The organism is Micromonospora sp. C28SCA-DRY-2, from assembly GCF_030519475.1.
Lineage (GTDB): Bacteria > Actinomycetota > Actinomycetes > Mycobacteriales > Micromonosporaceae > Micromonospora.
Genome location: NZ_JAUMKD010000008.1, coordinates 239,532 through 261,774 on the forward strand (window position 1 = coordinate 239,532; position 22,243 = coordinate 261,774).

At 75.4% G+C, this 22,243-nt stretch carries 18 protein-coding genes and 1 pseudogene; 16 read left to right on the top strand and 3 right to left on the bottom strand.

Going from position 1 to position 22,243, the window contains the following annotated elements:
* The first annotated feature begins 31 nt into the window (after positions 1-31).
* The 4 genes from Q3W71_RS27040 (at position 32) to lon (ending at position 4,836) form a co-directional block, all read left to right on the top strand.
* Positions 32-901, top strand: a complete 870-nt coding sequence (locus Q3W71_RS27040; protein ID WP_302922288.1) for a manganese catalase family protein — start codon at positions 32-34, stop codon at positions 899-901.
* A 66-nt stretch (positions 902-967) separates the two neighbouring features.
* Positions 968-2,086, top strand: coding sequence for a putative manganese transporter (locus Q3W71_RS27045; protein ID WP_302922289.1), 1,119 nt, complete (start codon positions 968-970; stop codon positions 2,084-2,086).
* 93 nt (positions 2,087-2,179) lie between these two features.
* Positions 2,180-2,461: a hypothetical protein gene (locus tag Q3W71_RS27050; RefSeq protein ID WP_302922290.1), complete on the top strand. Its 282-nt coding sequence runs from the start codon at positions 2,180-2,182 to the stop codon at positions 2,459-2,461.
* A gap of 38 nt (positions 2,462-2,499) precedes the next feature.
* On the top strand, positions 2,500-4,836 hold the full coding sequence (gene lon, locus Q3W71_RS27055) for an endopeptidase La (protein ID WP_302922291.1): 2,337 nt from the start codon (positions 2,500-2,502) through the stop codon (positions 4,834-4,836).
* A 70-nt stretch (positions 4,837-4,906) separates the two neighbouring features.
* Here lon and Q3W71_RS27060 read toward each other — a convergent pair whose 3' ends face one another.
* Positions 4,907-6,709: a DEAD/DEAH box helicase gene (locus Q3W71_RS27060; RefSeq protein WP_302922292.1), complete on the bottom strand. Its 1,803-nt coding sequence runs from the start codon at positions 6,707-6,709 to the stop codon at positions 4,907-4,909.
* A 99-nt stretch (positions 6,710-6,808) separates the two neighbouring features.
* The gene (locus tag Q3W71_RS27065; protein ID WP_302922293.1) at positions 6,809-7,666 is read right to left on the bottom strand and encodes a hypothetical protein; all 858 of its coding nucleotides are present in this window, start codon (positions 7,664-7,666) and stop codon (positions 6,809-6,811) included.
* A gap of 133 nt (positions 7,667-7,799) precedes the next feature.
* On the opposite strand from Q3W71_RS27065, the gene Q3W71_RS27070 reads away from it, so the two are divergent.
* From Q3W71_RS27070 to Q3W71_RS27110, 9 genes and pseudogenes are all read left to right on the top strand, one after another.
* Positions 7,800-8,954 (top strand): sensor histidine kinase, encoded by a 1,155-nt coding sequence (locus tag Q3W71_RS27070; protein ID WP_302922294.1) that lies wholly within the window; start codon positions 7,800-7,802, stop codon positions 8,952-8,954.
* Positions 8,951-9,556, top strand: a complete 606-nt coding sequence (locus Q3W71_RS27075) for a DNA-binding response regulator (protein ID WP_302922295.1) — start codon at positions 8,951-8,953, stop codon at positions 9,554-9,556. The genes Q3W71_RS27070 and Q3W71_RS27075 overlap by 4 nt, the downstream gene beginning before the upstream one ends.
* Before the next feature lie 60 nt (positions 9,557-9,616).
* Positions 9,617-10,138, top strand: a complete 522-nt coding sequence (locus Q3W71_RS27080) for a 2'-5' RNA ligase family protein (protein WP_302922296.1) — start codon at positions 9,617-9,619, stop codon at positions 10,136-10,138.
* A 188-nt stretch (positions 10,139-10,326) separates the two neighbouring features.
* Positions 10,327-11,118 carry an ABC transporter ATP-binding protein gene (locus tag Q3W71_RS27085; protein ID WP_302922297.1) on the top strand — a complete coding sequence of 264 codons (792 nt, stop codon included), beginning with the start codon at positions 10,327-10,329 and terminating at the stop codon, positions 11,116-11,118.
* Positions 11,115-11,891 (top strand): ABC transporter ATP-binding protein, encoded by a 777-nt coding sequence (locus tag Q3W71_RS27090; protein ID WP_302922298.1) that lies wholly within the window; start codon positions 11,115-11,117, stop codon positions 11,889-11,891. The genes Q3W71_RS27085 and Q3W71_RS27090 overlap by 4 nt, the downstream gene beginning before the upstream one ends.
* A 76-nt stretch (positions 11,892-11,967) precedes the next feature.
* Positions 11,968-13,860, top strand: coding sequence for a long-chain fatty acid--CoA ligase (locus Q3W71_RS27095; protein WP_302922299.1), 1,893 nt, complete (start codon positions 11,968-11,970; stop codon positions 13,858-13,860).
* The gene (locus tag Q3W71_RS27100) at positions 13,857-14,741 is read left to right on the top strand and encodes a branched-chain amino acid ABC transporter permease (protein ID WP_109901615.1); all 885 of its coding nucleotides are present in this window, start codon (positions 13,857-13,859) and stop codon (positions 14,739-14,741) included. The genes Q3W71_RS27095 and Q3W71_RS27100 overlap by 4 nt, the downstream gene beginning before the upstream one ends.
* Positions 14,738-15,838: a branched-chain amino acid ABC transporter permease gene (locus tag Q3W71_RS27105; protein WP_302922300.1), complete on the top strand. Its 1,101-nt coding sequence runs from the start codon at positions 14,738-14,740 to the stop codon at positions 15,836-15,838. Before Q3W71_RS27100 ends, Q3W71_RS27105 begins: the two co-directional genes overlap by 4 nt.
* A gap of 16 nt (positions 15,839-15,854) precedes the next feature.
* Positions 15,855-16,967, top strand: a pseudogene (locus Q3W71_RS27110) (ABC transporter substrate-binding protein); the annotation flags it as partial.
* A 147-nt stretch (positions 16,968-17,114) separates the two neighbouring features.
* On the opposite strand, the gene Q3W71_RS27115 reads toward Q3W71_RS27110, so the two are convergent.
* Complete coding sequence (locus tag Q3W71_RS27115) at positions 17,115-19,328, bottom strand: family 43 glycosylhydrolase (RefSeq protein ID WP_302922301.1); 2,214 nt, start codon at positions 19,326-19,328, stop codon at positions 17,115-17,117.
* A 130-nt stretch (positions 19,329-19,458) separates the two neighbouring features.
* Between Q3W71_RS27115 and Q3W71_RS27120 the strand changes: the two genes are divergently transcribed.
* From Q3W71_RS27120 to Q3W71_RS27130, 3 genes are all read left to right on the top strand, one after another.
* Positions 19,459-20,199 (top strand): helix-turn-helix transcriptional regulator, encoded by a 741-nt coding sequence (locus Q3W71_RS27120; RefSeq protein WP_302922302.1) that lies wholly within the window; start codon positions 19,459-19,461, stop codon positions 20,197-20,199.
* A 245-nt stretch (positions 20,200-20,444) separates the two neighbouring features.
* The gene (locus tag Q3W71_RS27125; RefSeq protein WP_302922303.1) at positions 20,445-21,461 is read left to right on the top strand and encodes a cytochrome P450; all 1,017 of its coding nucleotides are present in this window, start codon (positions 20,445-20,447) and stop codon (positions 21,459-21,461) included.
* A complete protein-coding gene (locus Q3W71_RS27130; protein ID WP_302922304.1) occupies positions 21,458-22,240 on the top strand; it encodes an isocitrate lyase/phosphoenolpyruvate mutase family protein in 783 nt (260 codons plus the stop codon). The genes Q3W71_RS27125 and Q3W71_RS27130 overlap by 4 nt, the downstream gene beginning before the upstream one ends.
* The last annotated feature ends 3 nt before the right edge of the window (positions 22,241-22,243 follow it).

The window sequence follows — 22,243 nt, forward strand, 5'->3', positions numbered from 1 at the left end:
GGTACCGAACCAGTGGCACCGAGGAGGACCCGTGTTCACCCACATGAAGGACCTGCAGTTCGAGGCCAAGCCGGACGGCCCCGACGCTGCGTTCGCCCGCCGGCTCCAGGAGGTCCTGGGCGGCAAGTGGGGCGAGATGACCGTCGCCAACCAGTACCTCTACCAGGGCTGGAACTGCCGGCTGCCCGGCAAGTACAAGGATCTCTTCCTCGACGTCGGCACCGAGGAGATGGGCCACGTCGAGATGATCGCCACCATGATCACCCGACTGCTGGAGAACGCGCCGCTGTCGTTGCAGGAGGCCGCCGACGACAACCCGATGGTGGGGGCGATCTACGGCGGCTCCAACCCGGCGCACTTCATCCACGGCGGCGGCGGTGCGCTGCCCGTGGACAGCGCCGGCGTGCCGTGGAACGGCAACTTCATCACCGCCAGCGGCAACCTGATGGCCGATTTCCAGCTCAACGTGACCGCGGAGGCGCAGGGCCGGCTCCAGGTCGCCCGGCTGTTCAACATGACCGACGACCCGGGCGTCAAGCAGATGCTCCGCTTCCTGCTGGCCCGCGACACCATGCACCAGAACATGTGGATGGCCGCCATCGAGCAGCTCAAGGAGGACGGCCTGGAGGAGATGCCGGTGCCGGACGCCTTCCCCGACTCCAAGGAGTTCACCGAGGAGTTCAGCTACACGTACCTGGACTTCTCCCCGGGCCAGGACGCGGCCGAGGGCCGGTGGGCGTCCGGACCGACGCCGGACGGCAAGGGCCAGTTCCGCTACGACCACAGCCCGCGGGCGCACGCGCCCGAGCCGGTGCTCCCGCCCGGCGACCCGCGGCTGTACGGCACCAACCCCGGCCTCGCCGGCGGCGTCGTGAACAAGGTCAAGAGCAAGGTCACCTGACGACCCTCCGCCGGACCGTCCGCTCGGCGGGCGGTCCGGCGGTGCCCGTACCGGAGGAGGTGTGCCGTGACCGAACTCCTGCTCCGCCCGCTGGCGGACGCCTTCATGCAGGTGGGTGTGTACGTCGCCGTCATGGTCGCGCTCTTCGGCTGGCTGCGGTGGCGCTACGGCGACCGGGTCACCGACGGGCTGACCCGCCGGCGCCGGCTCGGCCCGCTGGTCGGCGCGCTGCTCGGGGTCAGCCCGGGCTGCGGCGGGGCGATCGTCCTGATGCCGCTCTACGCCCGGGGGAAGGTCTCCTTCGGCACCGTCGTCGCCGCGCTGGCCGCCACCATGGGCGACTCGTCCTGGGTGGTGATCGCGTGGAACCCGATCTTCGCGCTCCAGATCCACCTGCTGCTTTTCGGGGTCGGCCTGGTCACCGGCTACGTCGTCGACGCGCTCGGCATCGACCCGGCCCGCGCCGCGCGGCGCCGGCTCGCCCCCGCCGCCGTACCGGCCGCCGCGCCGGCCGGTCTGGCCGCCGCGGGCGGGCCCGACCTCGCCGGTACGCGCCGCCTGCTCGGCGGGCTGCTGCCCCGGGTGCCGGCCTCCACCGCGTTCTGGGGGCTCACCACGCCGGCCTTCCTGGTGTCGGTGCCGGTGGTCTTCCAGATGGTCGACCCGGGGGTGCTGACCGACCGGCTCGGCGGCGTCGACCCGTACCTCGCGCTGGGGGTGCTCGGCACGCTGACCGCCATGCTGATCTTCGCCGCCGGGCGGGGGCGGCTGGCCGACGACACCCTGGAGACCGCGCAGGCCCGGTCGTTCCGGGAGACGCTGCGGCACAGCGCGCACGAGGCGTCCTTCGTGACCGTCTGGGTGGCGGTGGCCTACCTGGCCTGGCAGGTGTTCAGCACCAGCACCGGCTTCGACGGATCCGAGATCGCCCTCACCGGCATCCTCGGCGTGCTGGTCGGCGCGGCGATCGGACTCATCCCGGGCTGCGCCGTGCAGATCGTCTTCACCGGCCTCTACGTCAGCGGCGGCCTGCCGCTGCCCACCCTGGTGGCCAACGCGATCAGCCAGGACGGCGACGCCCTGATCCCGCTCGCCGCGATGCGCCGGCACTCCGCCGCGCTGGCCACCGTGATCACCACCATCCCGGCGGCCGCCGTCGGCGCCGCCCTGCTGCTCCTGCTCTGAGCGACGAACCCGGGCGACGAACCCGGGCGAACGACCCGAGCGACGAAAGCTGCGCGATGAAGCCGCGCGCACGAACCGGAGAGGGGAACACCGATGCCCGCCACCGCGCCCACCCCGCCGACCGCCCTGGTGCCGGTCGGCCGGACCCGGGTCAAGCTGCTGGTCTTCACCGTGCTGACCGGGCTCGCCTGGCTCGCCGGGATGCCCGGGCCGACCGTCGCCGCCCTGGCCCTGACCAGCCTGGCGATCCCGCTCGCGGTGGCCCTCGGCGGCGGTGCCGGGCTGCTGCGCGACCTGGTCCGGGTGCCGGCTCGAACGGTCACCGGGAGTGGTGTGGGTCACACACCGGAACAAGGGGAACGCTTTGTTACTTGAGCGAGACAGGCTCAAGACAACGCGATAGCAGGTGTTCGATGGCAACTCTTCCGGTACTTCCCCTGACCGACGCCGTGCTGCTGCCCGGCATGGTCATCCCGGTGACCCTCGACCCGACCACCCAGGCCGCGGTCGACGCGGCCCGCGCCACCGGCGACCGCAAGCTGCTGGCCGTGCCCCGCCTCGACGGCGAGTACGGCCCGGTCGGCGCGGTGGCCACCATCGAGAAGGTCGGCCGGCTGCCCAGCGGCGAGCCGGCCGCCGTCATCCGCGGCCTGTCCCGGGCGCGGATCGGCTCAGGCGTGCCCGGCCCCGGCGCCGCCCTCTGGGTCGAGGCGGCCGAACTGCACGAACCCGCTCCCGCCGGCCGGGCCCGGGAACTCGCCCGCGAGTACCGCGCCCTGATGACCTCGGTGCTCCAGCAGCGGGGCGCCTGGCAGGTCATCGACGCGATGGAGCGGATGACCGACCTCTCCGAGCTGGCCGACTCCGCCGGGTACGCGCCCTGGCTGAGCCTGGACCAGAAGAGCGAGCTGCTCGCCGCGCCGGACGTCACCGCCCGGCTGGAGCTGCTGGTCGGCTGGGTCAAGGAGCACCTGGCCGAGCAGGAGGTCACCGAGCAGATCAACAACGACGTCCGCGAGGGGCTGGAGAAGTCGCAGCGGGAGTTCCTGCTGCGCCAGCAGCTCGCCGCGATCCGCAAGGAGCTCGGCGAGGACGAGCCGGACGGCTCGGCCGACTACCGGTCCCGGGTCGAGGCCGCCGACCTGCCGGAGAAGGTCCGCGAGGCGGCGCTGCGCGAGGTCGGCAAGCTGGAGCGGGCCAGCGACGCCTCCCCGGAGGCGGGCTGGATCCGGACCTGGCTGGACACCGTCCTGGAGATGCCGTGGAACACGCGTACCCAGGACAACACCGACCTGGCCGCGGCCCGCGCGGTGCTCGACGCCGACCACGCCGGCCTGACCGACGTGAAGGACCGGATCCTGGAGTACCTGGCGGTGCGCAACCGCCGCGCCGAGCGCAACCTCGGCGTGGTCGGCGGGCGCGGCTCCGGCGCGGTGCTCGCCCTCGCCGGCCCGCCCGGCGTCGGCAAGACCAGCCTCGGCGAGTCCGTCGCCCGGGCGCTGGGCCGCAACTTCGTCCGGGTCAGCCTGGGCGGCGTGCGGGACGAGGCGGAGATCCGCGGTCACCGGCGCACCTACGTGGGCGCGCTGCCCGGCCGGATCGTCCGTGCCCTGCGCGAGGCCGGCTCGATGAACCCGGTGGTGCTGCTCGACGAGGTCGACAAGCTGGCCGCCGGCTACTCCGGCGACCCGGCCGCCGCGCTGCTGGAGGTGCTCGACCCGGCGCAGAACCACACCTTCCGGGACCACTACCTGGAGGTCGACCTCGACCTGTCCGACGTGCTCTTCCTGGCCACCGCGAACGTGGTGGAGGCCATCCCCGGCCCGCTGCTGGACCGGATGGAGCTGGTCACCCTGGACGGGTACACCGAGGACGAGAAGGTCGCCATCGCCCGCGACCACCTGCTGCCCCGGCAGCGGGAGCGGGCCGGGCTGACCGCCGACGAGGTGACCGTGGCCGACGGGGCGCTGGCCCGGATCGCGGGGGAGTACACCCGGGAGGCCGGCGTCCGGCAGTTGGAGCGGGCGCTGGCGAAGATCCTGCGCAAGGTGGCGGTCACCCTGGCCACCGACCCGACCCCGGTCCGGGTGGACACCGGCAACCTGGCCCGCTACCTGGGCCGGCCGAAGTTCACCCCGGAGTCGGCCGAGCGCACGGCGGTGCCCGGCGTGGCCACCGGCCTGGCGGTCACCGGCGCCGGCGGCGACGTGCTCTTCATCGAGGCCACCAGCATGGAGGGGGAGCCGGGGCTGACCCTGACCGGCCAGCTCGGCGACGTGATGAAGGAGTCCGCGCACATCGCGTGGTCGTACCTGCGCTCCAACGGGCGCCGGTACGGGCTGGACCCGAACGCCCTCGCCGGGCGCCGGATCCACCTGCACGTGCCGGCGGGCGCGGTGCCCAAGGACGGCCCCAGCGCCGGCATCACCATGGTGACCGCGCTGGCCTCCCTGGTGACCGGGCGGCCGGTGCGGCCCGAGTTCGGGATGACCGGCGAGGTGACCCTCTCCGGGCGGGTGCTGCCCATCGGCGGGGTGAAGCAGAAGCTGCTCGCCGCCCACCGGGCCGGCCTGACCGAGGTGATCATCCCGAAGCGCAACGAGCCGGACCTGGACGACCTGCCGACCGAGGTGCGCGAGGCGCTGACCATCCACACCCTGGCCGACGTGGCCGACGTGCTCGCCCTGGCGCTGCGCCCGGCCGAGATCGACACGGAGTCGCTGGACGGACCGGCGCTCGCCGCCGCCTGACCGGCGCCGACACCCGCGGCCCCCGGCCGTCGCACCGCGCGACGGCCCGGGGGCCGCGTGGCGTACGGCCTCAGTAGCGGTCCCGGCGCGGCCGCCGGTCGCCGTCACCGTCGCGGTACGGCCGCCGGTCGGCGCCGCCGCCGGGCCGGCGGTCCCCGTCCCCGTCCCCGTCACGGTCGCGGCGCACGGTCGCCTTGCGCCCCTTGATGGTGCTGCCGCGCAGCCCGGCGATCACCTCGTCGGCCACCGCGTACGGGACCTCGACCAGGGAGAACCGGTCGGCGATCTCGATCGAGCCGATGTCCCGGCCGCTGACCCGGGTCTCGCCGGTGATCGCCCCGACCAGGTCCTGCGGGCGTACCCCGGCCCGCCGGCCCAGGCCGATGAAGACCTGCGTGGTGCCGCCCGCGCGGGGCCGCCCACCGCGCCGGTCGGCCCGGCCCCCCTCCGGCCGCCCCTCCCGCGGGCCGCGCACCGGGACCTGCGGGATCTCCTCCTCGTCGGCGGCGCCCGGCGAGGTCGCCTCGTGGGCCAGCCGCACCGCGGCGAGGGCCACCTCGACCAGGTCGAACTCGTCGGTCAGCGACTCCACGATGGCCCGGAACGGGTCGAGGTCGTCCTCCAGCAGGCTCTCCCGCAGCGCGGCCTGGGTCAGCTCCAGCCGCCGGGTGCGCAGGTCGGCCACCGTCGGGATCTTGTCGATGGCGATCCGCTGGCCGGTCACCCGCTCGATGGTCTTGAGCATCCGGTGCTCGCGCGGCTCGGCGAGGGTGATCGCCACGCCCTCCCGGCCGGCCCGGCCCACCCGGCCGATCCGGTGCACGTACGACTCCGGCGCCGACGGCACGTCGTAGTTGACCACGTGGGTGAGCTGCTCGACGTCCAGGCCCCGGGCCGCCACGTCGGTGGCCACCAGCAGGTCGGCGGTGCCCGAGCGCAGCCGGCCCATCACCCGGTCGCGCTGCTCCTGGCTCATCCCGCCGTGCAGCGCCTCGGCCCGGTAGCCGCGCCCGTTCATCGTCTCGGTGAGCCGGTCCACCTCCTCCCGGCTGCGGCAGAACACGATCGCCGCGGTGGGCGACTCGACGTCCAGCACCCGGCCCAGCGCCGCCGGCTTGTGCGCCCGGGCGACGATGTACGCGCTCTGCCGCACCCGGGGCGCCTCGCCGGCCACCGGCTGCTCCCGGGCGATCAGGATGCGCACCGGGTCGGTGAGGTGCTGGCGGGCCATCCCGTCGATGCGGGCCGGCATGGTCGCCGAGAAGAGTACCGTCTGCCGCTGCTCCGGGGCGTGCTCCAGGATCGCCTCGATGTCCTCGGCGAAGCCCATGTCGAGCATCTCGTCGGCCTCGTCCAGCACCACGGTGGCCAGCCCGCCCAGCCGCAGGGTGCCCCGGGCGATGTGGTCCAGCGCCCGGCCGGGGGTGGCCACCACGACGTCCACCCCGGCGTCCAGCGCGCGCAGCTGCCGGCCGATCGGCTGCCCGCCGTAGATCGGCAGCACCCGGGTACCCAGGTCCTTGCCGTAGCGGTGGAACGCCTCGGAGACCTGCACGGCGAGCTCCCGGGTCGGCACCAGCACCAGCGCCATCGGGTCGCCCCCGGCGCGCTGCGGCGGCATCCGCTGCAGCAGCGGCAGCGCGAAGGCGGCCGTCTTGCCGGTGCCGGTCGCGGCCTGGCCCAGCAGGTCCCGTCCGGCCAGCAGCGGCGGGATCGCCTCCCGCTGGATCGGGGTCGGCTCCTCGTAGCCGAGCGCGGTCAGCGCGTTGAGCAGCTCGGCGCGCAGGCCGAGGTCCGCGAAGGCACCCGCCCCGGGGTCCGGGTCGGCGGCGGGACGGGCGGGTGGTTCGGGCGGTACGGGTGCGGAACTCATGTGACAAGCCTTTCATCACCGCCGGCCGGGCGGTGCGGCGACCGGCACAACCCGCGTCGGGCCGGCCGCCCCCGTCCGCCGGCCGGCCCGACCACTCCCTCAGCCGGACAGGATCGCCAGCACGACGGAGACGCCGATGGCCGCGTCGAGCACCCCGCACCACTCGGCGTAGGCCCGGGGCACCACCTCGTCGCGGCGGTGGTGCAGCAGGTCCCAGCCGGCGTGGGCGAGCCACCCGGCGGCCACCAGCCAGGCCGCCGTGCGGCCGTCGACCACCACCGCCACCGCCACCAGGGCCGACCAGGCGGCCAGCCCGACCAGCTGCCGGCCGAGCCCGCCGGGACCGCGCAGCCGGCCCCGGACCGCGCCGATCAGCAGGTACGCCCCGGGCAGCACCAGCATCAGCCACGGGCTCGGCACGTCCGGTGCGGCCCACAGGCTGACAGTCATCAGCAGGGCGACCAGGGTGGGCCACCGGCGGGCCAGCGCGACCACGGCCGGGTGCCGGCGTACCGGGACCGGCTCGGCGTGCCGGTGCCGCACCGCCACCAGCACCATCGCGGGCAGCATCAGCAGGTGCCCGCCGAGCATCAGCGCGTCGGCCCCGAGCAGCCCCGCCCAGTACGGCCCGAACAGCAGCAGGAACGGCAGGTACATCGCGGCGGCCATCTCGCCGGTGGCGGCCCAGGAGTGCCGGCGGTGCCGCATCCAGACGGTCATGCCGACGGTCATGTTCGTCGCCATCACCAGTGCGGCGACGTCCGGCCGGGCCAGCGTGGCGGCGATCCCGAGCGGTTCGCCGACCAGCGTCCACACCGGACCGAGCAGCAGCATTCCGGCGACCATCGCCAGCACCATCTCGCCGAGGTGCCGCAGCAGGTGTCGTCCGCCGCCGGCCGGGTGGGCGGCCGGCGGCGGAGCGGGGACCACCGTGGAGGGCGTCAGGGTCTCTCTCATGCCCTCGACCCTGCCGGCGGTGCCGCTCCGCCCGACAGCCGCGTTCGGCACCGGATTTCCGGGCGGACCGCACGGCCGGACCGTGCGATTCTCACGGGTGAACCGGGCGGCCGGCCGCCCTAGGATCTGCGGCGTGGCGCAGCAGGCGGCGGTACCCCGGGCGGACCGGCGGCTGCGCCGTGCCCGGTTCGCCACCCTGGTGTCGCTGGCCACCGGCGGTTGGGCCAGCCTGCTGCTGCCGGCCGTCGGCGTGCTGCGGGAGCCCGACCCGGGGCGCGCGGTGCTCGGCGCGGCCGGCGTGCTCGCCTTCGCCGCCGCCCAGGCCGCCGTGCTGTACGCGGCGGCCACGCCCTGGCTGGCGCAGCGCCGGCGCCGGCGGTTCCAGGCGTGCCTGGCCGCGGCGGCGGTGCTCAGCGTCCCCACCGTCGGTCCGGTCGCCGCCGGCGACTGGCCCACCTGGGCGTGGCTCGGCGCCTCCCTGGTCGGCATGGCGCCGCTGCTGGTCCGCCCGCCGGTCGCCCTGGCGGTGGCGGCGCTCGCCGTCGCGGTCGCCGCCGGCGTGGCCGGCTGGACCGGGGGCTCGCTCGGCCGGCACCTCGCCGTGACCGGCGGGGTGGGGGCCGGCATCGCGCTGCTCAACTGGTTCCAGGTCTGGTTCTGGGACCTGCTCGTCGAGGCCCGGCAGGGCCAGGCCGCGCAGGCCCGGCTGGCCGCCGCCGAGGAGCGGCTGCGCCTGGCCCGGGAGGTGCACGACGTGCTCGGGCACGACCTGACGGTGATCGCGTTGAAGGCCGAGCTGGCCGCCCGGCTCGCCCCGAGCGACCCCGCCCGGGCCGGCCGCGAGGCGGCCGAGGTGCAGCGGCTGGCCGCCGCCGCGCTGACCGAGGTGCGCCGGACCGTGCACGGCTACCGCACCGTCGACCTGGGCGAGCAGCTCGCCGCCGTGGCCGGCGTGCTGCGCTCGTGCGGCGTACGGTGCACGGTGCCGTCCCCGCCGGCCGACCTGCCGGCGGCGGCGGCGAGCGAGCTGGCGGCGGTGCTGCGCGAGGCGAGCACGAACGTGCTGCGGCACAGCCGGGCCGGCTGGTGCCGGATCGAGATCGTCCAGGAGGGGGCCGTGGCCAGGATGACGGTGACCAACGACGGCGCCACCGACCGGGGGCCGGACCCGCGCAGCAGCGGTTTGCGCGGGCTGACCGACCGGCTCGGCGCGGCCGGCGGCCGGCTGCGGGTCCGCCGGGAGGGTGCGGTGTTCACCCTGGAGGCCACCGTGCCGGTCGCCTCATGATCCGGGTCCTGCTCGCCGACGACGAGGAGCTGGTCCGGGTGGCGGTCGCCGCCCTGCTCGCGCTGGAACCCGACCTCGAGGTGGTGGCGCAGGCCGCCGACGGGCCGGCCGCGGTCACCGCGGCCCTGGCCCACCGGCCGGACGTGGCGGTGGTGGACCTGGAGATGCCGGGGCTCACCGGCATCCAGGTCGCCGCCGAGCTGACCCGGGCCCGCCCCGAGTGCGCGGTGGTCCTGCTGACCGGCCACGGCCGGCCGGCCCACCTGCGGCAGGCGCTCACCGCCGGGGCCCGGGGCTTCCTGCCCAAGGGCTCGCCCGGCGGCGCGCTGGCCGACGTGATCCGCCGGGTGCACGCCGGCGGGCGGTACGTCGACCCGTCGCTGGCCGCCGACGCGCTTACCCTGCCCGAGTGCCCGCTGACCCCCCGGGAGCTGGAGACGCTGCGACTGGCCGAACTCGGCGCCCCGGTCGCGGTGATCGCCCGGCGTACCCACCTGGCCGCCGGGACGGTCCGCAACCACCTGGCGGCGAGCGTGCAGAAGCTGGGCGCGGCCGACCGCGCCGAGGCGGTGCGGATCGCCCGCGAGGCCGGCTGGCTCTAGCCGCCCTCGACCGCCGCGCGGACCCCGCCACGGGCCACCACACCCGGTTAACCTCACGCCGTGCGTACGGTCGAACTGGTCTGCTCGGCGGGGCTCGACGCCGCCGTCCGGGCCGCCTGGGGCCGGCTGGCCGCGGCGGGGCTGCCCAGCCTGGCCCGCAACACCCACCCGACCAACCGGCCGCACCTGACCCTGGCCGCGGCCGACGAGTTCCCGCCGGGCGCGGTGGCCCGGCTGGCCGCGCTGGTCGACGCGGCGCTGCCGCTGCCGGCCCGGCTCGGCGAGGTAGCGGTCCTCGACGGCAGCGCGCCGCTGGTCTGGCTGGTGCGCCCCTGCGCCGAGCTGACCGCGCTGCACGCGGCGGTGTGGCACGTCCTCGCCGACGCCGACGGACGCAACCCCTGGCACGCGCCGCGGCGCTGGCGGCCGCACCTGAGCCTGGCGTTGCGGTTCCGCGACGCCGACGCCGGCCTGGCCCGGGCGGTGGTCGGTGACACCCGGCCGGCCGGTGAGTTCGTCGCCGCGCGCAGCTACCACGGCGCGACCCGCTCGGTCCACCCGCTCGGCACGCCGGCCGGCTGACCGCCAAACCGGTGCTCGCGGCGGCCCACCGCGTCGCCGCGCACGGGCACCCGCCGGCGGGATCGGGCCGACCGTCGACCGGGAGCGGCGGATCCAACCGTTCCGATCTTTTGCCGGGACGTTCCGCGCGGTTTAATGCTCGGTAACTTGTGGCGCACGCCACACTCGAGCCCCCGGGAGCGCCGGCCATGCTGCAGGTGCGCAACCTCGAGGTCGTCTACGACGACGTGATGCTGGTGCTCCGCGGCCTGAGCATCACCGTCCCGCCGGGCGGGATCGTCGCGCTGCTCGGCGCCAACGGCGCGGGCAAGACCACCCTGCTGCGGGCCATCACCGGGCTGCTCGACATCCACCACGGCGAGGTGGTCCGCGGCGAGGTCACCCTGGACGGCCAGCCGCTGCACCGGCTGCGCCCGGCCGCGATCGTGCGCCGCGGCGTGGCCCAGGTGATGGAGGGGCGGCGGATCTTCGGCGAGCTGACCGTGGAGGAGAACCTGCGCCTGGGCGGGCACACCGACCCGCGCCGGATCCCGGGCCGGCTCGACGAGGTGTACGGACTCTTCCCGGTGCTGGCCGAGCGGCGCCGGCGCACCGCCGGCTACCTCTCCGGCGGCGAGCAGCAGATGCTGGCGATGGGCCGCGCGCTGATGGCCGGCCCCCGCTACCTGCTGCTGGACGAGCCCAGCCTCGGCCTCGCCCCGCGCCTGGTCGAGCAGGTCCGGGAGCTGATCGTGCGGATCAACGCCGCCGGCACCGGCGTGCTGCTGGTCGAGCAGAACGCGGCCATGGCGCTCTCGGTCGCCGCGCACGGCTACGTGCTGGAGACCGGTCGGGTGGTGCTCGACAAGCCGGCCGCGCAGCTGCTCGCCGACGACGACGTCCGCGAGTTCTACCTCGGCCTGCACGCCGGCGCGGACACCGGCCGGCGCTCGTTCCGCGACGTCAAGCACTACCGGCGACGGAAGCGGTGGCTGTCATGACCGACGAGATCCTGCGCTTCACCGACGTGCGGCTGAGCTTCGCCGGTGTCCGGGCGATCGACGGGGTGAGCTTCACGGTCGGCCGGCAGGAGCTGTTCGCCGTGATCGGGCCGAACGGCGCCGGCAAGACGTCGATCTTCAACGTGCTCTCCGGGGTCTACCGGCCGCAGGCCGGCCGGGTGGTCTTCGACGGTGTCGATCTCCTCGGCCGGCGACCGCACCAGATCGCCGCGCTCGGGCTGGCCCGCACCTTCCAGAACGTCGAGCTCTTCGCCAACCTCACCGTGCTGGAGAACCTGCTGCTCGGCCGGCACCACCACCTCCGGTACGGGCCGCTGGCGGCGGTGCTCTGGCGGGGCCGGGCCCGGCGCGCCGAACTGGCCGCCCGGGCCGCCGTGGAGGAGATCGTCGACTTCCTGGAGCTGGAGCAGTGGCGGCGGATGCCGGTCGGGCTGCTGCCGTACGGGGTGCAGAAGCGGGTGGAGCTGGGCCGGGCGCTGGCCATGGAGCCGAAGCTGCTGCTGCTCGACGAGCCGGTCGGCGGGATGAACCTCGAGGAGACCGAGGACATGGCCCGCTACATCCTCGACGTCCGCGAGGAGCTGGGCATCCCGGTGGTGCTGGTCGAGCACGACATGGGCCTGGTGATGGACCTCGCCGACCGGGTGCTGGTGGTCGACTTCGGACAACCGGTGGCCACCGGCACCCCGGCCGAGATCCAGCACCACCCCGACGTGATCCGCGCCTACCTGGGGGAGGTGACCACCACGTGAGCGAGCGCCGGCGAGCGAACCATCGACACGGCCCGGCGGTGCCTCGTGGCGCCGCGGAGCGAAGCGGAGCGGCGGCATGAGCACCACCAGCGCGCCGACCGGCACGCCCGGCACGGACACCGCCGGCGCCGCCGTCCCGACCATCGCCGCGCGGGTACGCGAGCGCGCCCGGGCCACCCCGCACCGGGTGGCGCTGCGGGAGAAGATCCGCGGGATCTGGCAGGAGGTGACCTGGGCGGCGTACTGGGACACCGCGCAGACCGTGGCGCACGGCCTGCTGGCCCTCGGCGTCGGCCCGGGAGAGCGGGTCGCGGTGCTGGCCGAGAACCGGCGCGAGTGGCTCTGGACGGACGTGGCCACCGTCGCCGTCCGGGGCGCCACCGTCGGGCTCTACCCGACCAACCCGGCCGCCGAGATCGGCTACCTGCTGGCCCACTCCGGCGCGCGGGTGCTCGTCGCCGAGGACCAGGAGCAGGTCGACAAGGCCCTCGCCGTGCTCGACGACTGCCCCGACCTGGACCGCGTCGTCTACCTCGAACCGCGCGGCGTCCGGGGCCGCTACCCGCACCCGGCGCTGCTGTACTGGGACGACTTCCTGGCCCTCGGTACCGCCCACCGGGTCGCCCACCCGGGCGCGGTGGACGAGTTGATGGCCGCCGCCACCGGCACCGACCTGGCCACCGTGATCTACACCTCCGGCACCACCGGCCGGCCGAAGGGCGCGATGCTCACCGTCGCCAACGTCGACTTCGCGGTGCGGACGGTCACCGAGGGCGGCGGGCTGGCCGACCCCCCGCCCGGCCCGGACGACCTGCTCCTGTCCTACCTGCCGCTCTGCCACGTCGCCGAGCGGGTCTTCACCACCTGGAGCAGCGCCGGCGCCGGCGTGCAGGTGAACTTCGCCGAGTCGGTCGCCACCGTGCCGGCGAACCTGCGCGAGGTGCAGCCGACCATCCTGTTCGGGGTGCCCCGGATCTGGGAGAAGATCCTCGCCACGGTCACCATCCGGGTGGCCTCGGCGTCCCCGCTGAAGCGGGCGGTGGCCCGGTTCTGGCTGCGGGTGGCCGACCGGATCGGCGCCACCCTGGTGGCCACCGGGGGCCGGCACACCACCGCCAGCCGGCTGGCGTACGCGGTGGGCTGGCTGTTCTGCTACCGGGCGCTGCGCGAGCGGATCGGCGTGCGCCGGGTGCGCTACGCCGCCTCCGGCGCCGCCCCGATCGCCCCCGAGGTGCTCCGCTTCTTCATGGGCATCGGGGTGCCGATGCACGAGGTGTACGGGATGACGGAGAACTCCGCCATCGCCACCGGCAACCGGCCCGGCCGGGTGAAGCTCGGCACGGTCGGCGAGCCGCAGCAGGGCGTCGAGCTGCGGGTCGACGAGACCACCGGGGAGATCCTCACCCGCCACCCCGGGGTCTTCGCCGGCTACCTGGACGACCCGGCCGCCACCGCCGCGGTGCTGGAACCGGACGGCTGGCTGCACACCGGCGATGTGGGCGAGTGGGTGGACGGCACGCACGTGCGGATCACCGGCCGGGCCAAGGACATCATGATCACCGCTGGTGGGAAGAACATCGGCCCGGCCGGCATCGAGAACGAGCTGAAGGCGTCGGCGTACGTCAAGGAGGCGGTGCTGATCGGCGACCGCCGGCCCTACCTGGTGGCGCTGATCGGCATCGAGGCCGACACGGTGGGGCAGTGGGCGCAGCGGCGCCGGCTGCCGTACACCACCTACCGCGACCTGAGCGCCAAGCCGGAGGTGGTCGAGCTGATCCGCGGCGTGGTGGACGAGGTCAACTCCCGGCACCCGCGGGTCGAGCGGATCAGGCGGTTCCGGCTGCTGCCCAAGGAACTCGACCAGGACGACGGCGAGCTGACCGCGACCCAGAAGGTCCGCCGGGAGGCGGTCACCCGGGCCTTCGCCGACCTGGTCGACGAGCTGTACGCGCCGGGCGGTGACCGGTGACCGAACTGACCGAGAGCGTGCTGCGCGGGCTGGGCACCGGCAGCGTCTACGCCCTGCTCGCCCTCGGCTTCGTCATCATCTACAAGGCCACCCGGGTGATCAGTTTCGCCCAGCCGGCGTTCATGCTGGCCGGCGTCGTCGCGGTCACCTACCTCGCGCCGGCCGTCGGCTTCTGGGCGGCGGTGCCGCTGGCGGCGGTCGGCACCGGCCTGCTCGCGCTCGGCGTCGAGCGCGCCGCCGTGCGGCCGATGGTCGGCCGCCCGGCGTTCGTGGTCGCCATCATCACCCTCGGCGTGGACGTCGCCGTCCGGGTGGTGGTCAACGCGTTCATCGGCCTGGACGTGCGGCACGTCGGCGACCCGTGGGGGCTGCGCACCCTGTCGCTCGGCCCGGTGGAGCTGCAACAGCGGCACCTGGCCGCGGTGGCGGCCACCGGCCTGCTGGTCGCCGGGCTCTTCGCGTTCTTCCGGTTCACCCGCACCGGGCTGGCGATGCGGGCCGCCGCGCTGGACCAGGAGGCGGCGCTCGCGCACGGCGTGTCGGTCGGCGCGGTCTTCGCGGTCAGCTGGGCGCTGGCCGGCGGCCTGGCCGCGGTGGCCGGCACCTTCGCCGCCGCCGGGGCCAGCGTGGACGCCGCGCTCTGGCTGATCGCGCTGACCGCGCTGCCGGTGATCATCCTGGGCGGGCTCGACTCGCTGCCCGGCGCGGTGGTCGGTGGGCTCGCCGTCGGCGTGCTCCAGGAACTCACCGCCACCTACGCCAACGACCTCGCCTGGCTGGGCGGCAACGTCTCGGTGATCACCCCGTACGTGCTGATGCTGGTCGTGCTGCTGGTCCGCCCGTACGGGCTGTTCGGCACCCGGGAGGTCGAGCGGGTATGAGACACCGGCCGCTGCTGCGCACCTCGTACGCCCAGGACCTGGCGCTGCTGGACACCCCGGCCAAGCGGTGGTGGACCGGCGCGCTGCTGGCGCTGGCGCTCGCGCTGCCCTTCCTGCTCACCGACGACCTGCTGCAACTGCTCGCGGTCTGCTGCGTGGCCGCGATCGGCGCGATCGGCCTCGGCCTGGTCACCGGGTACGCCGGCCAGGTCTCCCTCGGCCACGCGTTCTTCCTCGGCATCGGCGCGTACACCGCGGCGGCGATCAGCGGCGACCCGGCCGGCCGGGTGATCGGCCTCGGGGTCACCGACATCGCGGTCTGGCTGCCCGCGGCCGGCCTGGTGGCCGCGCTGGCCGGGGTGCTGGTCGCCCCGCTGGCCACCCGGCTGCGCGGGCTCTACCTGGCCATCGTCACCCTCGGCCTGGTCTTCATCGGTCAGCACGTGTTCAACGAGTGGTCGGCGCTGACCGGCGGCGCCGGGGTCGGCCGGCCGGCGGCCACCCTGGAGTTCCTCGGCCAGCCGCTCGCGGTCACCGACGCCACCGCCACCCGCGACCAGAAGCTGTACTGGCTGATGCTGGCGCTGCTGGTGGTCTTCGCGGTGGCCGCCCGGAACCTGGCCCGCTCCCGGATCGGGCGGGCGTTCACCGCAATCCGGGACCGGGACATCGCCGCCGGGGTGATCGGGGTGAACCTGCCCCGGTACAAGACCCTGGCGTTCGCGGTGTCGTCGGCCTACGCCGGCTGCGCCGGGGCGCTGCTCTACACCGTCACCGGCTTCTTCGACCCGAGCTCGTTCAGCCTGCTGCTGTCCGTGCAGTACATCGCCATGGTGCTGATCGGCGGCGCGGGCACCATCTCCGGCGCGATCGCCGGGGCGTTCTTCATCACCCTGCTGCCCCGGCTCACCCGGGAACTGCAGGCGTGGGTGCCGTTCATCAGCACCCAGCCGAACGAGGTGCCGAACGTCTTCCAGGTGGAGACGATCCTCTACGGCGTACTCATCATCGTCTTCCTGATCTTCGAACCGCGCGGGCTGTTCGGGCTCTGGGTCCGGGCCCGCGCCTACTGGAAGGCGTGGCCGTTCTCCTACTGACCCGAGCGAGGAAGCCATGGCACTACGGACGTCGCGGACCGCCCTCGGGGTGGCCCTGATCCTGCTGGCCGGCACGCTCACCGCGTGCCGTGGCGGGGACAGCACAACGGACGAATCCGGGTTGCGCACCGACGTCGGCGTCACCGCCGAGCCGTGCCCGGAGGCGGTCGACCGCAACAAGGGCTGCATCTACCTCGGCATCATCTCCGACCTCACCGAGGGGCCGTTCCGGGCCCTCGCGGTGCCGATCACCGACGCGCAGAAGGCGTTCTGGAAGCGGGTCAACACCGCCGGCGGGATCGGCGACTACGAGGTGGACGTGACCCGGTACGTGCGGGACAACAAGTACAACCCGCAGACCCACAACCAGGTCTACCAGGAGATCAAGCCGAACGTGCTGGCGCTGGCGCAGAGCCTGGGCTCGCCCACCACCGGCGCCATCCTGGGCGACATGAAGGCGAGCAACGTGATCGCCGCCCCGGCCGCCTGGACCTCCGGCTACGCCTTCGAGGACGTCATCATCGAGTCCGGCGCGAACTACTGCGTGGAGTCGATGAACGCGCTCGACTACGCCCGCGAGACGTACGCGCCGAAGTCGGTGATGGCGGTGCACCTGGCCGGCGACTACGGCGACGACGCCGCGGCCGGGGTGAAGCTGGCCGCGCAGACGCTCGGGATGACCTTCACCGACGTCAAGACCGACTCCGGGGCGGACAAGCAAGCCGGCGCCATCCAGGCCATCCTCGCCGGCAAGCCGGACCTGGTGGTGCTCACCATGGGGCCGGCGGACGCGGCGACCATCGTCGGGCAGGCGGTGGCCCGTGGCTTCGCCGGCCGGTTCATCGGCACCAGCCCGACCTGGAACCCGGCGCTGCTGCAGAGCCCGGCGGCCCCGGCGCTGCTGGCCCGCTACGAGCAGACCGCGCCGTGGAACACCTGGAGCACCGACACCCCGGGGCACCGGGCGCTGCGCGAGGCGCTGCCCGGGGTCACCCCGAACGACGGCTACACCTCCGGGTGGGTCTGGTCGTACCCGATGAAGGCGGCGCTGGCCAAGGCGGTGGCCGACGGCGACCTGACCCGGGCCGGGCTGCTCAAGGCGGTCAAGTCGTTGACCTCGGTGGACTACGAGGGGATGCTGCCGGCCACCGCCGGCAACTACGCCGCCGGGGCGAACGACGGCGCGGTGCGGGTCACCGCCGTCTACAAGCCGGACAAGGCCTCCCCGACCGGGGTGAGCCAGGTCCGGGAGCTGTTCACCGGGCCGACCGCCGGGTCAGCGGTGGAAGCGCAGGTAGTCGAACTCGGCGGTGACCGGCGGCTGCGCGCCGCCGTGGGCGACCAGGCCGATCCGGGGCGTGGTGTCGGCCGGGAAGGTCCACACCCCGCCCCACGTCCAGTGTTTCCCGTCCCGGCTGGAGCCGGCCCGGAACTCGTGCTCGCCGGTGACCGGGTCGACCCGGTGCGCCAGCCGCAGCCAGGTGGTGGTGGCCGGGGTGCCGACGATATTGCCGCCGTACACCGGCTGGCCGGCGAACGGCAGTTCGTAGCCGTACTCCACCTGGCGGGTGTTCCAGATCGCGACCTGGGCCAGCCGGGCGAACCGGTCGTCGTCGACGTAGGCGACCAGGCCGGCCTGCTGGTAGTTGCGCACCGTCTCCTCGCCCAGGTCGAGGGTCACCTTCGTCTCCACCACGTAGTCGCCGGCCGGCGCGTCGCGCAGCAGCACACCGGCGGTGTTGCCGGTGCCGACCAGGTCGGCGGCCTGCGTCGGCCAGCGCAGCGCCCCGCCGGACACGGTGGCCGCCGGGTCCGGCCGCACCCAGCTCCAGGCCGGGTCGAGGCCGTCGGTGAACTCGTCGGACCAGCCGGGCAGCAGGGCGCCGGTCCGGGGCTCGGGCACGGCGTGGCGGGCCGGCCGGTGCAGCCGGGCCAGGCTGACGTTGTCGAACTCGGCGGCCCCGCCGGTCGCGGTCAACCCGAGCCGCCCGGGCGCCGGGCGGTCCAGCCGCAGGGTGACCGTGGCGAGCTGGTCGCCTTGGCGGGCCGGGCTCAGCTCGGCCACCAGCTGCCGGCCGCGTACCTCGACGGCCAGGTTGTGCCGGTCGGTCAGGCGGTGGCCGGGCGGCAGCGCGGCGGTGGCGGTGCGGCCGCCGTCGCGGGCCACCAGCCGGCCGGCCGCCGCGTCGACGCGCACCTCGACCCGGCCGAGGGTCAGCCCGGCCGCGTCGGCGCCGGCCAGCCGCAGGTCGGTCTCCGCCCGCACGTCACCACCCAGCGTGCTCCGGCTGGTCAGCGTGCCGCTGCCGGTGAGCCGGCCGTCGGCGACCCGCCAGCCGCCGGTGCCGCGCCAGCCGGCCAGCCCGGCGTCGAACCGCTCGTCCACCCGGCCGGTGGTCACCGGGGCGGGACGGTTTCCGTCGGACGGGCCGGCCCCGGCGTTGACCGTGGGCCAGCCGTCGATCCAGTCGAGCCGGTCCAGCAGCATCGGCCGCTCGTTGATGCCGAACGGCTCGTCCAGGTACGGGTCGGCCCGGTCGATCGCGTGGTAGACGATCCAGTCCTGGCCGGACAGGTCGGTGAGGAAGCCGTTGTGGCCGGTGCCGATCCACCGGTTGCCGTTCTGGGTGAGCACCGGCGTGCCGCCGGCCCGGGAGGCGGTCAGCGGGATGCCGTCGCGGTCCAGGAACGGGCCGCGCGGGCTGCGTGACCGGCCGACGTGGACGGAGTAGCCGGTGGCCGGGCCGGCGCAGCAGTTCGCGGTCGAGGCGAACAGGTAGTACCAGCCGTCGTGGCGCAGCAGGTAGCTGCCCTCGAACTTGTTGTCGATCGCCACCAGGGTCGGCTGGCCGACCGCGCGCAGCCCGTCGGGGGAGAGTTCGGTGACCGAGATGCCCCCGTAGTAGCTGCCGTAGTAGAGGTAGCTGGTGCCGTCGACGTCGGTGAACTGGGTGGGGTCGATCGTCCACAGCCAGCCGCCGCCGCCGCCGGGGCGGGGCGCCACCACCGGCTGGTCGGCGAAGGTCCACGGGCCGGTCGGGGTCGGCGCGGTCGCCGCACCGATGGCGAAGTCGCTGCCCTCCGGCGAGACGGTGGTGTCGGTGACCGTCACGTACATGACGTAGCGGTCGCCGATCCGGCGCACGTCGGGCGCCCAGAAGCCGGCCCCGGGCGCCGCGTACGGGGGCCGCTGGTCGGCGCCGAAGGCGTCCCCGACGTACGCCCAGTCCACCAGGTCGGCCGAGCGGGCCATGGGCACCCGGTGGAACTGCCGCTCGCCCTCGCGCAGCGGGTCGGTGGTGCCGTAGGCGTACCAGTAGCCGTCGTCGCCACGGACGATCACCGGGTCGGCGAAGGTGTCGGCGAAGGCGGCCGAGACCGGGTTGCGGTAGCCGGGGTCGGGGGTGGCGACGGCCGGCGCGGACGCCGTCGCCGCCAGCAGCAGACCGAGTGCGGCGGCGAGCGCACCGCCACGACGGAGTTGTCCCATCAGACCTGCCTCGGGTGGGGGAATGTCGACGAGGGTGACTCCGTCCGTTTCTACAACGATGGATACAACGTTGTAAAGAGTCGGTGACCCGTCGGTGCGCGCCGAACCGTGCCCGTGCCAGCATGGGCCGATGAGCGCCACCAGCACCGACGGCGCGGCGCTGGCCCGCCTCGCCGCCCTGCTCGCCGACCGCACCCGGGCCAGCTTCTGCCTGGCCCTGCTCGACGGCCGGGCCTGGACGGCGGGCGAGCTGGCCCGCGCCGCCGGGGTCGCCCCGTCGACCGCGAGCGAGCACCTGGACCGCCTGGTCACCGGTGGGCTGCTGGTCGAGGAACGCCAGGGCCGGCACCGCTACCTCCGGCTGGCCGGGCCGTCGGTGGCCCAGCTGGTCGAGGACCTGGCCGGCCACGCGCCGGGCGCCGACCGGCCCGCCCGCTCGCTGCGCGCCGTGCGGGCCGACGCGGCGCTGGCGTACGCCCGCACCTGCTACGACCACCTGGCCGGCCGGCTCGGCGTGCTGCTGCGCGACACCATGCTGGCCCGGGGGCTGCTCGACGAGCGGGCCGGGCTCACCCTGACCCCGGCCGGTCGGGACTGGCTGGGCGGGCTCGACGTGCCGGTGGCCGCGGCGGGCCGGCGTCCGCTGCTGCGCGACTGCCTGGACTGGACCGAGCGGCGCCCGCACCTGGCCGGCGTGCTCGGCGCGGCGCTCTGCGGCCGGCTGTTCGACCTCGGCTGGCTCACCCGGGGCACCGGCCGGGCGGTCCGGCTGACCCCGGCCGGCGGGCCCGCGCTGGCCGGCGCGCTCGGCCTGACCGTCACCGACCTCGCCCCCGCCACCAGCACGGACACCGGCGGCGGCCGCGCCTGATCCCCGTACCGGCGGGCGCGGATCGGCCGCCGCGTGCTCCACTCCGGTTCCCGGACCTCGGGTCGCCCCGGCGTCGTCGGTACCGCGACTCCCGGACCGGCGCCGCGTGCTCCACTCCGGTTTCCGGACCTCGGGTCCTCCGGGCGTCATCGATACCGCGACATCGCGGGAGTCGGGCGGATCAGCCCGTCGGGTCGCGCGTTCTTCGGCGGGGACCGAACCGATCCGGCCCTACCGTCGGCCGGGTGACAGTCGTGACCCACCTCCTCGATCCCGCCACCGGCACGCCGCCGTGCGGCCCGCCCGTCCTCGACCCGGCCACCGGCTGGACCGTGACCCGGCACGCCGACGTGCGCGCCGCGCTGCTCGACCCGGCCTGCCACGTGCCGGTCGCCCGGCCCGGCCCGCCCGGCACCCTCGCCTGGCTGCGCGGCACGGTGAGCCGGTTCAGCCCGCCCGCGACCCACCCGACCCGGCGCGCCGCCGGCGCGGCCATGCTGGCCGCGCTCGACCCCGACGAGCTGCGCGAGGCGGCCGCCCGGCGCACCGGGGAAGCGCTCGACCGCGCCGGCGACCGGTTGGACGTGATGGCGGTGCTCGCCCGCCGCGTACCGCTGCGGGTGCTGGCCGCCCGGCTCGGGCTGGCCGACCTGGACGCCGCCGTGCCGGCGGTGACCACTGTCGCGGCCGCCTACCATCCCGGCGCCGACCCGGCCACGGTGCGGCGCGCGGACCGGGCCGTGGCCGCCTTGCTGGAGCTGACCCCACCCGACCCGCCGGAGGTCCGGGCGAACCGGATCGGCCTGCTGGTCCAGGCCGGCGACGCCACCGCCGGCCTGATCGGCGCGGCCACCCGGCACGTGCTGGCCTGGCCCGCCGACGTGCCCACCGGGGCCCTGCTCGCCGAGGTGCTCCGGCTCGACCCGCCGGTACGCGGCACCCGGCGGGTCACCACCGGCCCGGTCCGGCTCGGCGGGCGGGACCTGGCACCGGGCAGCGCGGTGCTGCTGCGCTTCGACGCCGCGAACCGGGACCCGGCGGTCTTCGCCGAGCCGGACCGCCTGCTGCCCGGCCGCCCGGGCGCGGCGCTGACCTTCGGCACCGGACCGCGCGGCTGCCCGGGGGAGCGGCACGCCCTGGCGCTGGCCACCGGTGTGGTGGACGTGCTGCGCCGCCGCTGCCGGCCGGTGCCCGCGCCGGTGCGCCACGAACCGCATGCGCTGCTGCGCGTGCCGACCCGACTGGAGGTATGCCCCCGATGACCGACCGCTTCGCCGCCTTCCACGCCCTGCACCACGCCGACCGGCCGCTGCTGCTGCCCAACGCCTGGGACCACGCCAGCGCCGCCGCGTTCGCCGCCCGCGGGTACCGGGCGATCGGCACCACCAGCCTCGGCGTCGCCGCGGCCGCCGGCCTGCCCGACGGCGCGGCCGCCACCCGGGCGGAGACGGTGCGGCTGGCCCGGCTGCTGCGCCGGCTTCCGGTGCTGCTCACCGTCGACGTGGAGGCCGGGTTCAGCGACGACCCGGCCGAGGTCGCCGACCTGGTGGCCGAGCTGGCCGCGCTCGGGGTGGTCGGGATCAACGTCGAGGACGGCCGGGCCGACGGCGCCCTCGCCCCGGCCGAGCTGACCGCCGCCACGGTGGCCGCGGTCAAGGCGGCCGTGCCGGGCCTGTTCGTCAACGCCCGGACCGACACCTGGTGGCTGGGCACGCCCGACCCGCTTCCGGAGACGCTGCGCCGGGCCCGTGCCTACCGGGACGCCGGCGCGGACGGGGTCTTCGTGCCCGGCGTCGCCGACCCCCACCTGATCGCCGGGTTGGCCGCCGCGATCGACGCCCCGCTCAACGTGCTGCTGTCGCCCGGCGGGCCGGCCCCGGCCGAGCTGGGCGCGCTCGGGGTGGCCCGGGTGAGCACCGGCTCCCTGCTGTTCCGGGCCGCGCTCGCCGGCGCGCTCGCCGTCCTCGACGGCGCGGGCGTCCCGCCGGGGCTGCCCTCGTACGCCGAGACGCAGCGGCTGGGTGACCCGTCCGCCGGGTAGCGG

Bases quoted from the DNA above. Each gene is read 5' to 3' on its own strand.
- Q3W71_RS27050 (WP_302922290.1), top strand. From the start codon at position 2,180: ATGCCCGCCACCGCGCCCACCCCGCCGACCGCCCTGGTGCCGGTCGGC.
- lon (WP_302922291.1), top strand. From the start codon at position 2,500: ATGGCAACTCTTCCGGTACTTCCCCTGACCGACGCCGTGCTGCTGCCC.
- Q3W71_RS27060 (WP_302922292.1), bottom strand. From the start codon at position 6,709: ATGAGTTCCGCACCCGTACCGCCCGAACCACCCGCCCGTCCCGCCGCC.
- Q3W71_RS27065 (WP_302922293.1), bottom strand. From the start codon at position 7,666: ATGAGAGAGACCCTGACGCCCTCCACGGTGGTCCCCGCTCCGCCGCCG.
- Q3W71_RS27075 (WP_302922295.1), top strand. From the start codon at position 8,951: ATGATCCGGGTCCTGCTCGCCGACGACGAGGAGCTGGTCCGGGTGGCG.
- Q3W71_RS27085 (WP_302922297.1), top strand. From the start codon at position 10,327: ATGCTGCAGGTGCGCAACCTCGAGGTCGTCTACGACGACGTGATGCTG.
- Q3W71_RS27090 (WP_302922298.1), top strand. From the start codon at position 11,115: ATGACCGACGAGATCCTGCGCTTCACCGACGTGCGGCTGAGCTTCGCC.
- Q3W71_RS27095 (WP_302922299.1), top strand. From the start codon at position 11,968: ATGAGCACCACCAGCGCGCCGACCGGCACGCCCGGCACGGACACCGCC.
- Q3W71_RS27105 (WP_302922300.1), top strand. From the start codon at position 14,738: ATGAGACACCGGCCGCTGCTGCGCACCTCGTACGCCCAGGACCTGGCG.
- Q3W71_RS27115 (WP_302922301.1), bottom strand. From the start codon at position 19,328: ATGGGACAACTCCGTCGTGGCGGTGCGCTCGCCGCCGCACTCGGTCTG.
- Q3W71_RS27120 (WP_302922302.1), top strand. From the start codon at position 19,459: ATGAGCGCCACCAGCACCGACGGCGCGGCGCTGGCCCGCCTCGCCGCC.
- Q3W71_RS27130 (WP_302922304.1), top strand. From the start codon at position 21,458: ATGACCGACCGCTTCGCCGCCTTCCACGCCCTGCACCACGCCGACCGG.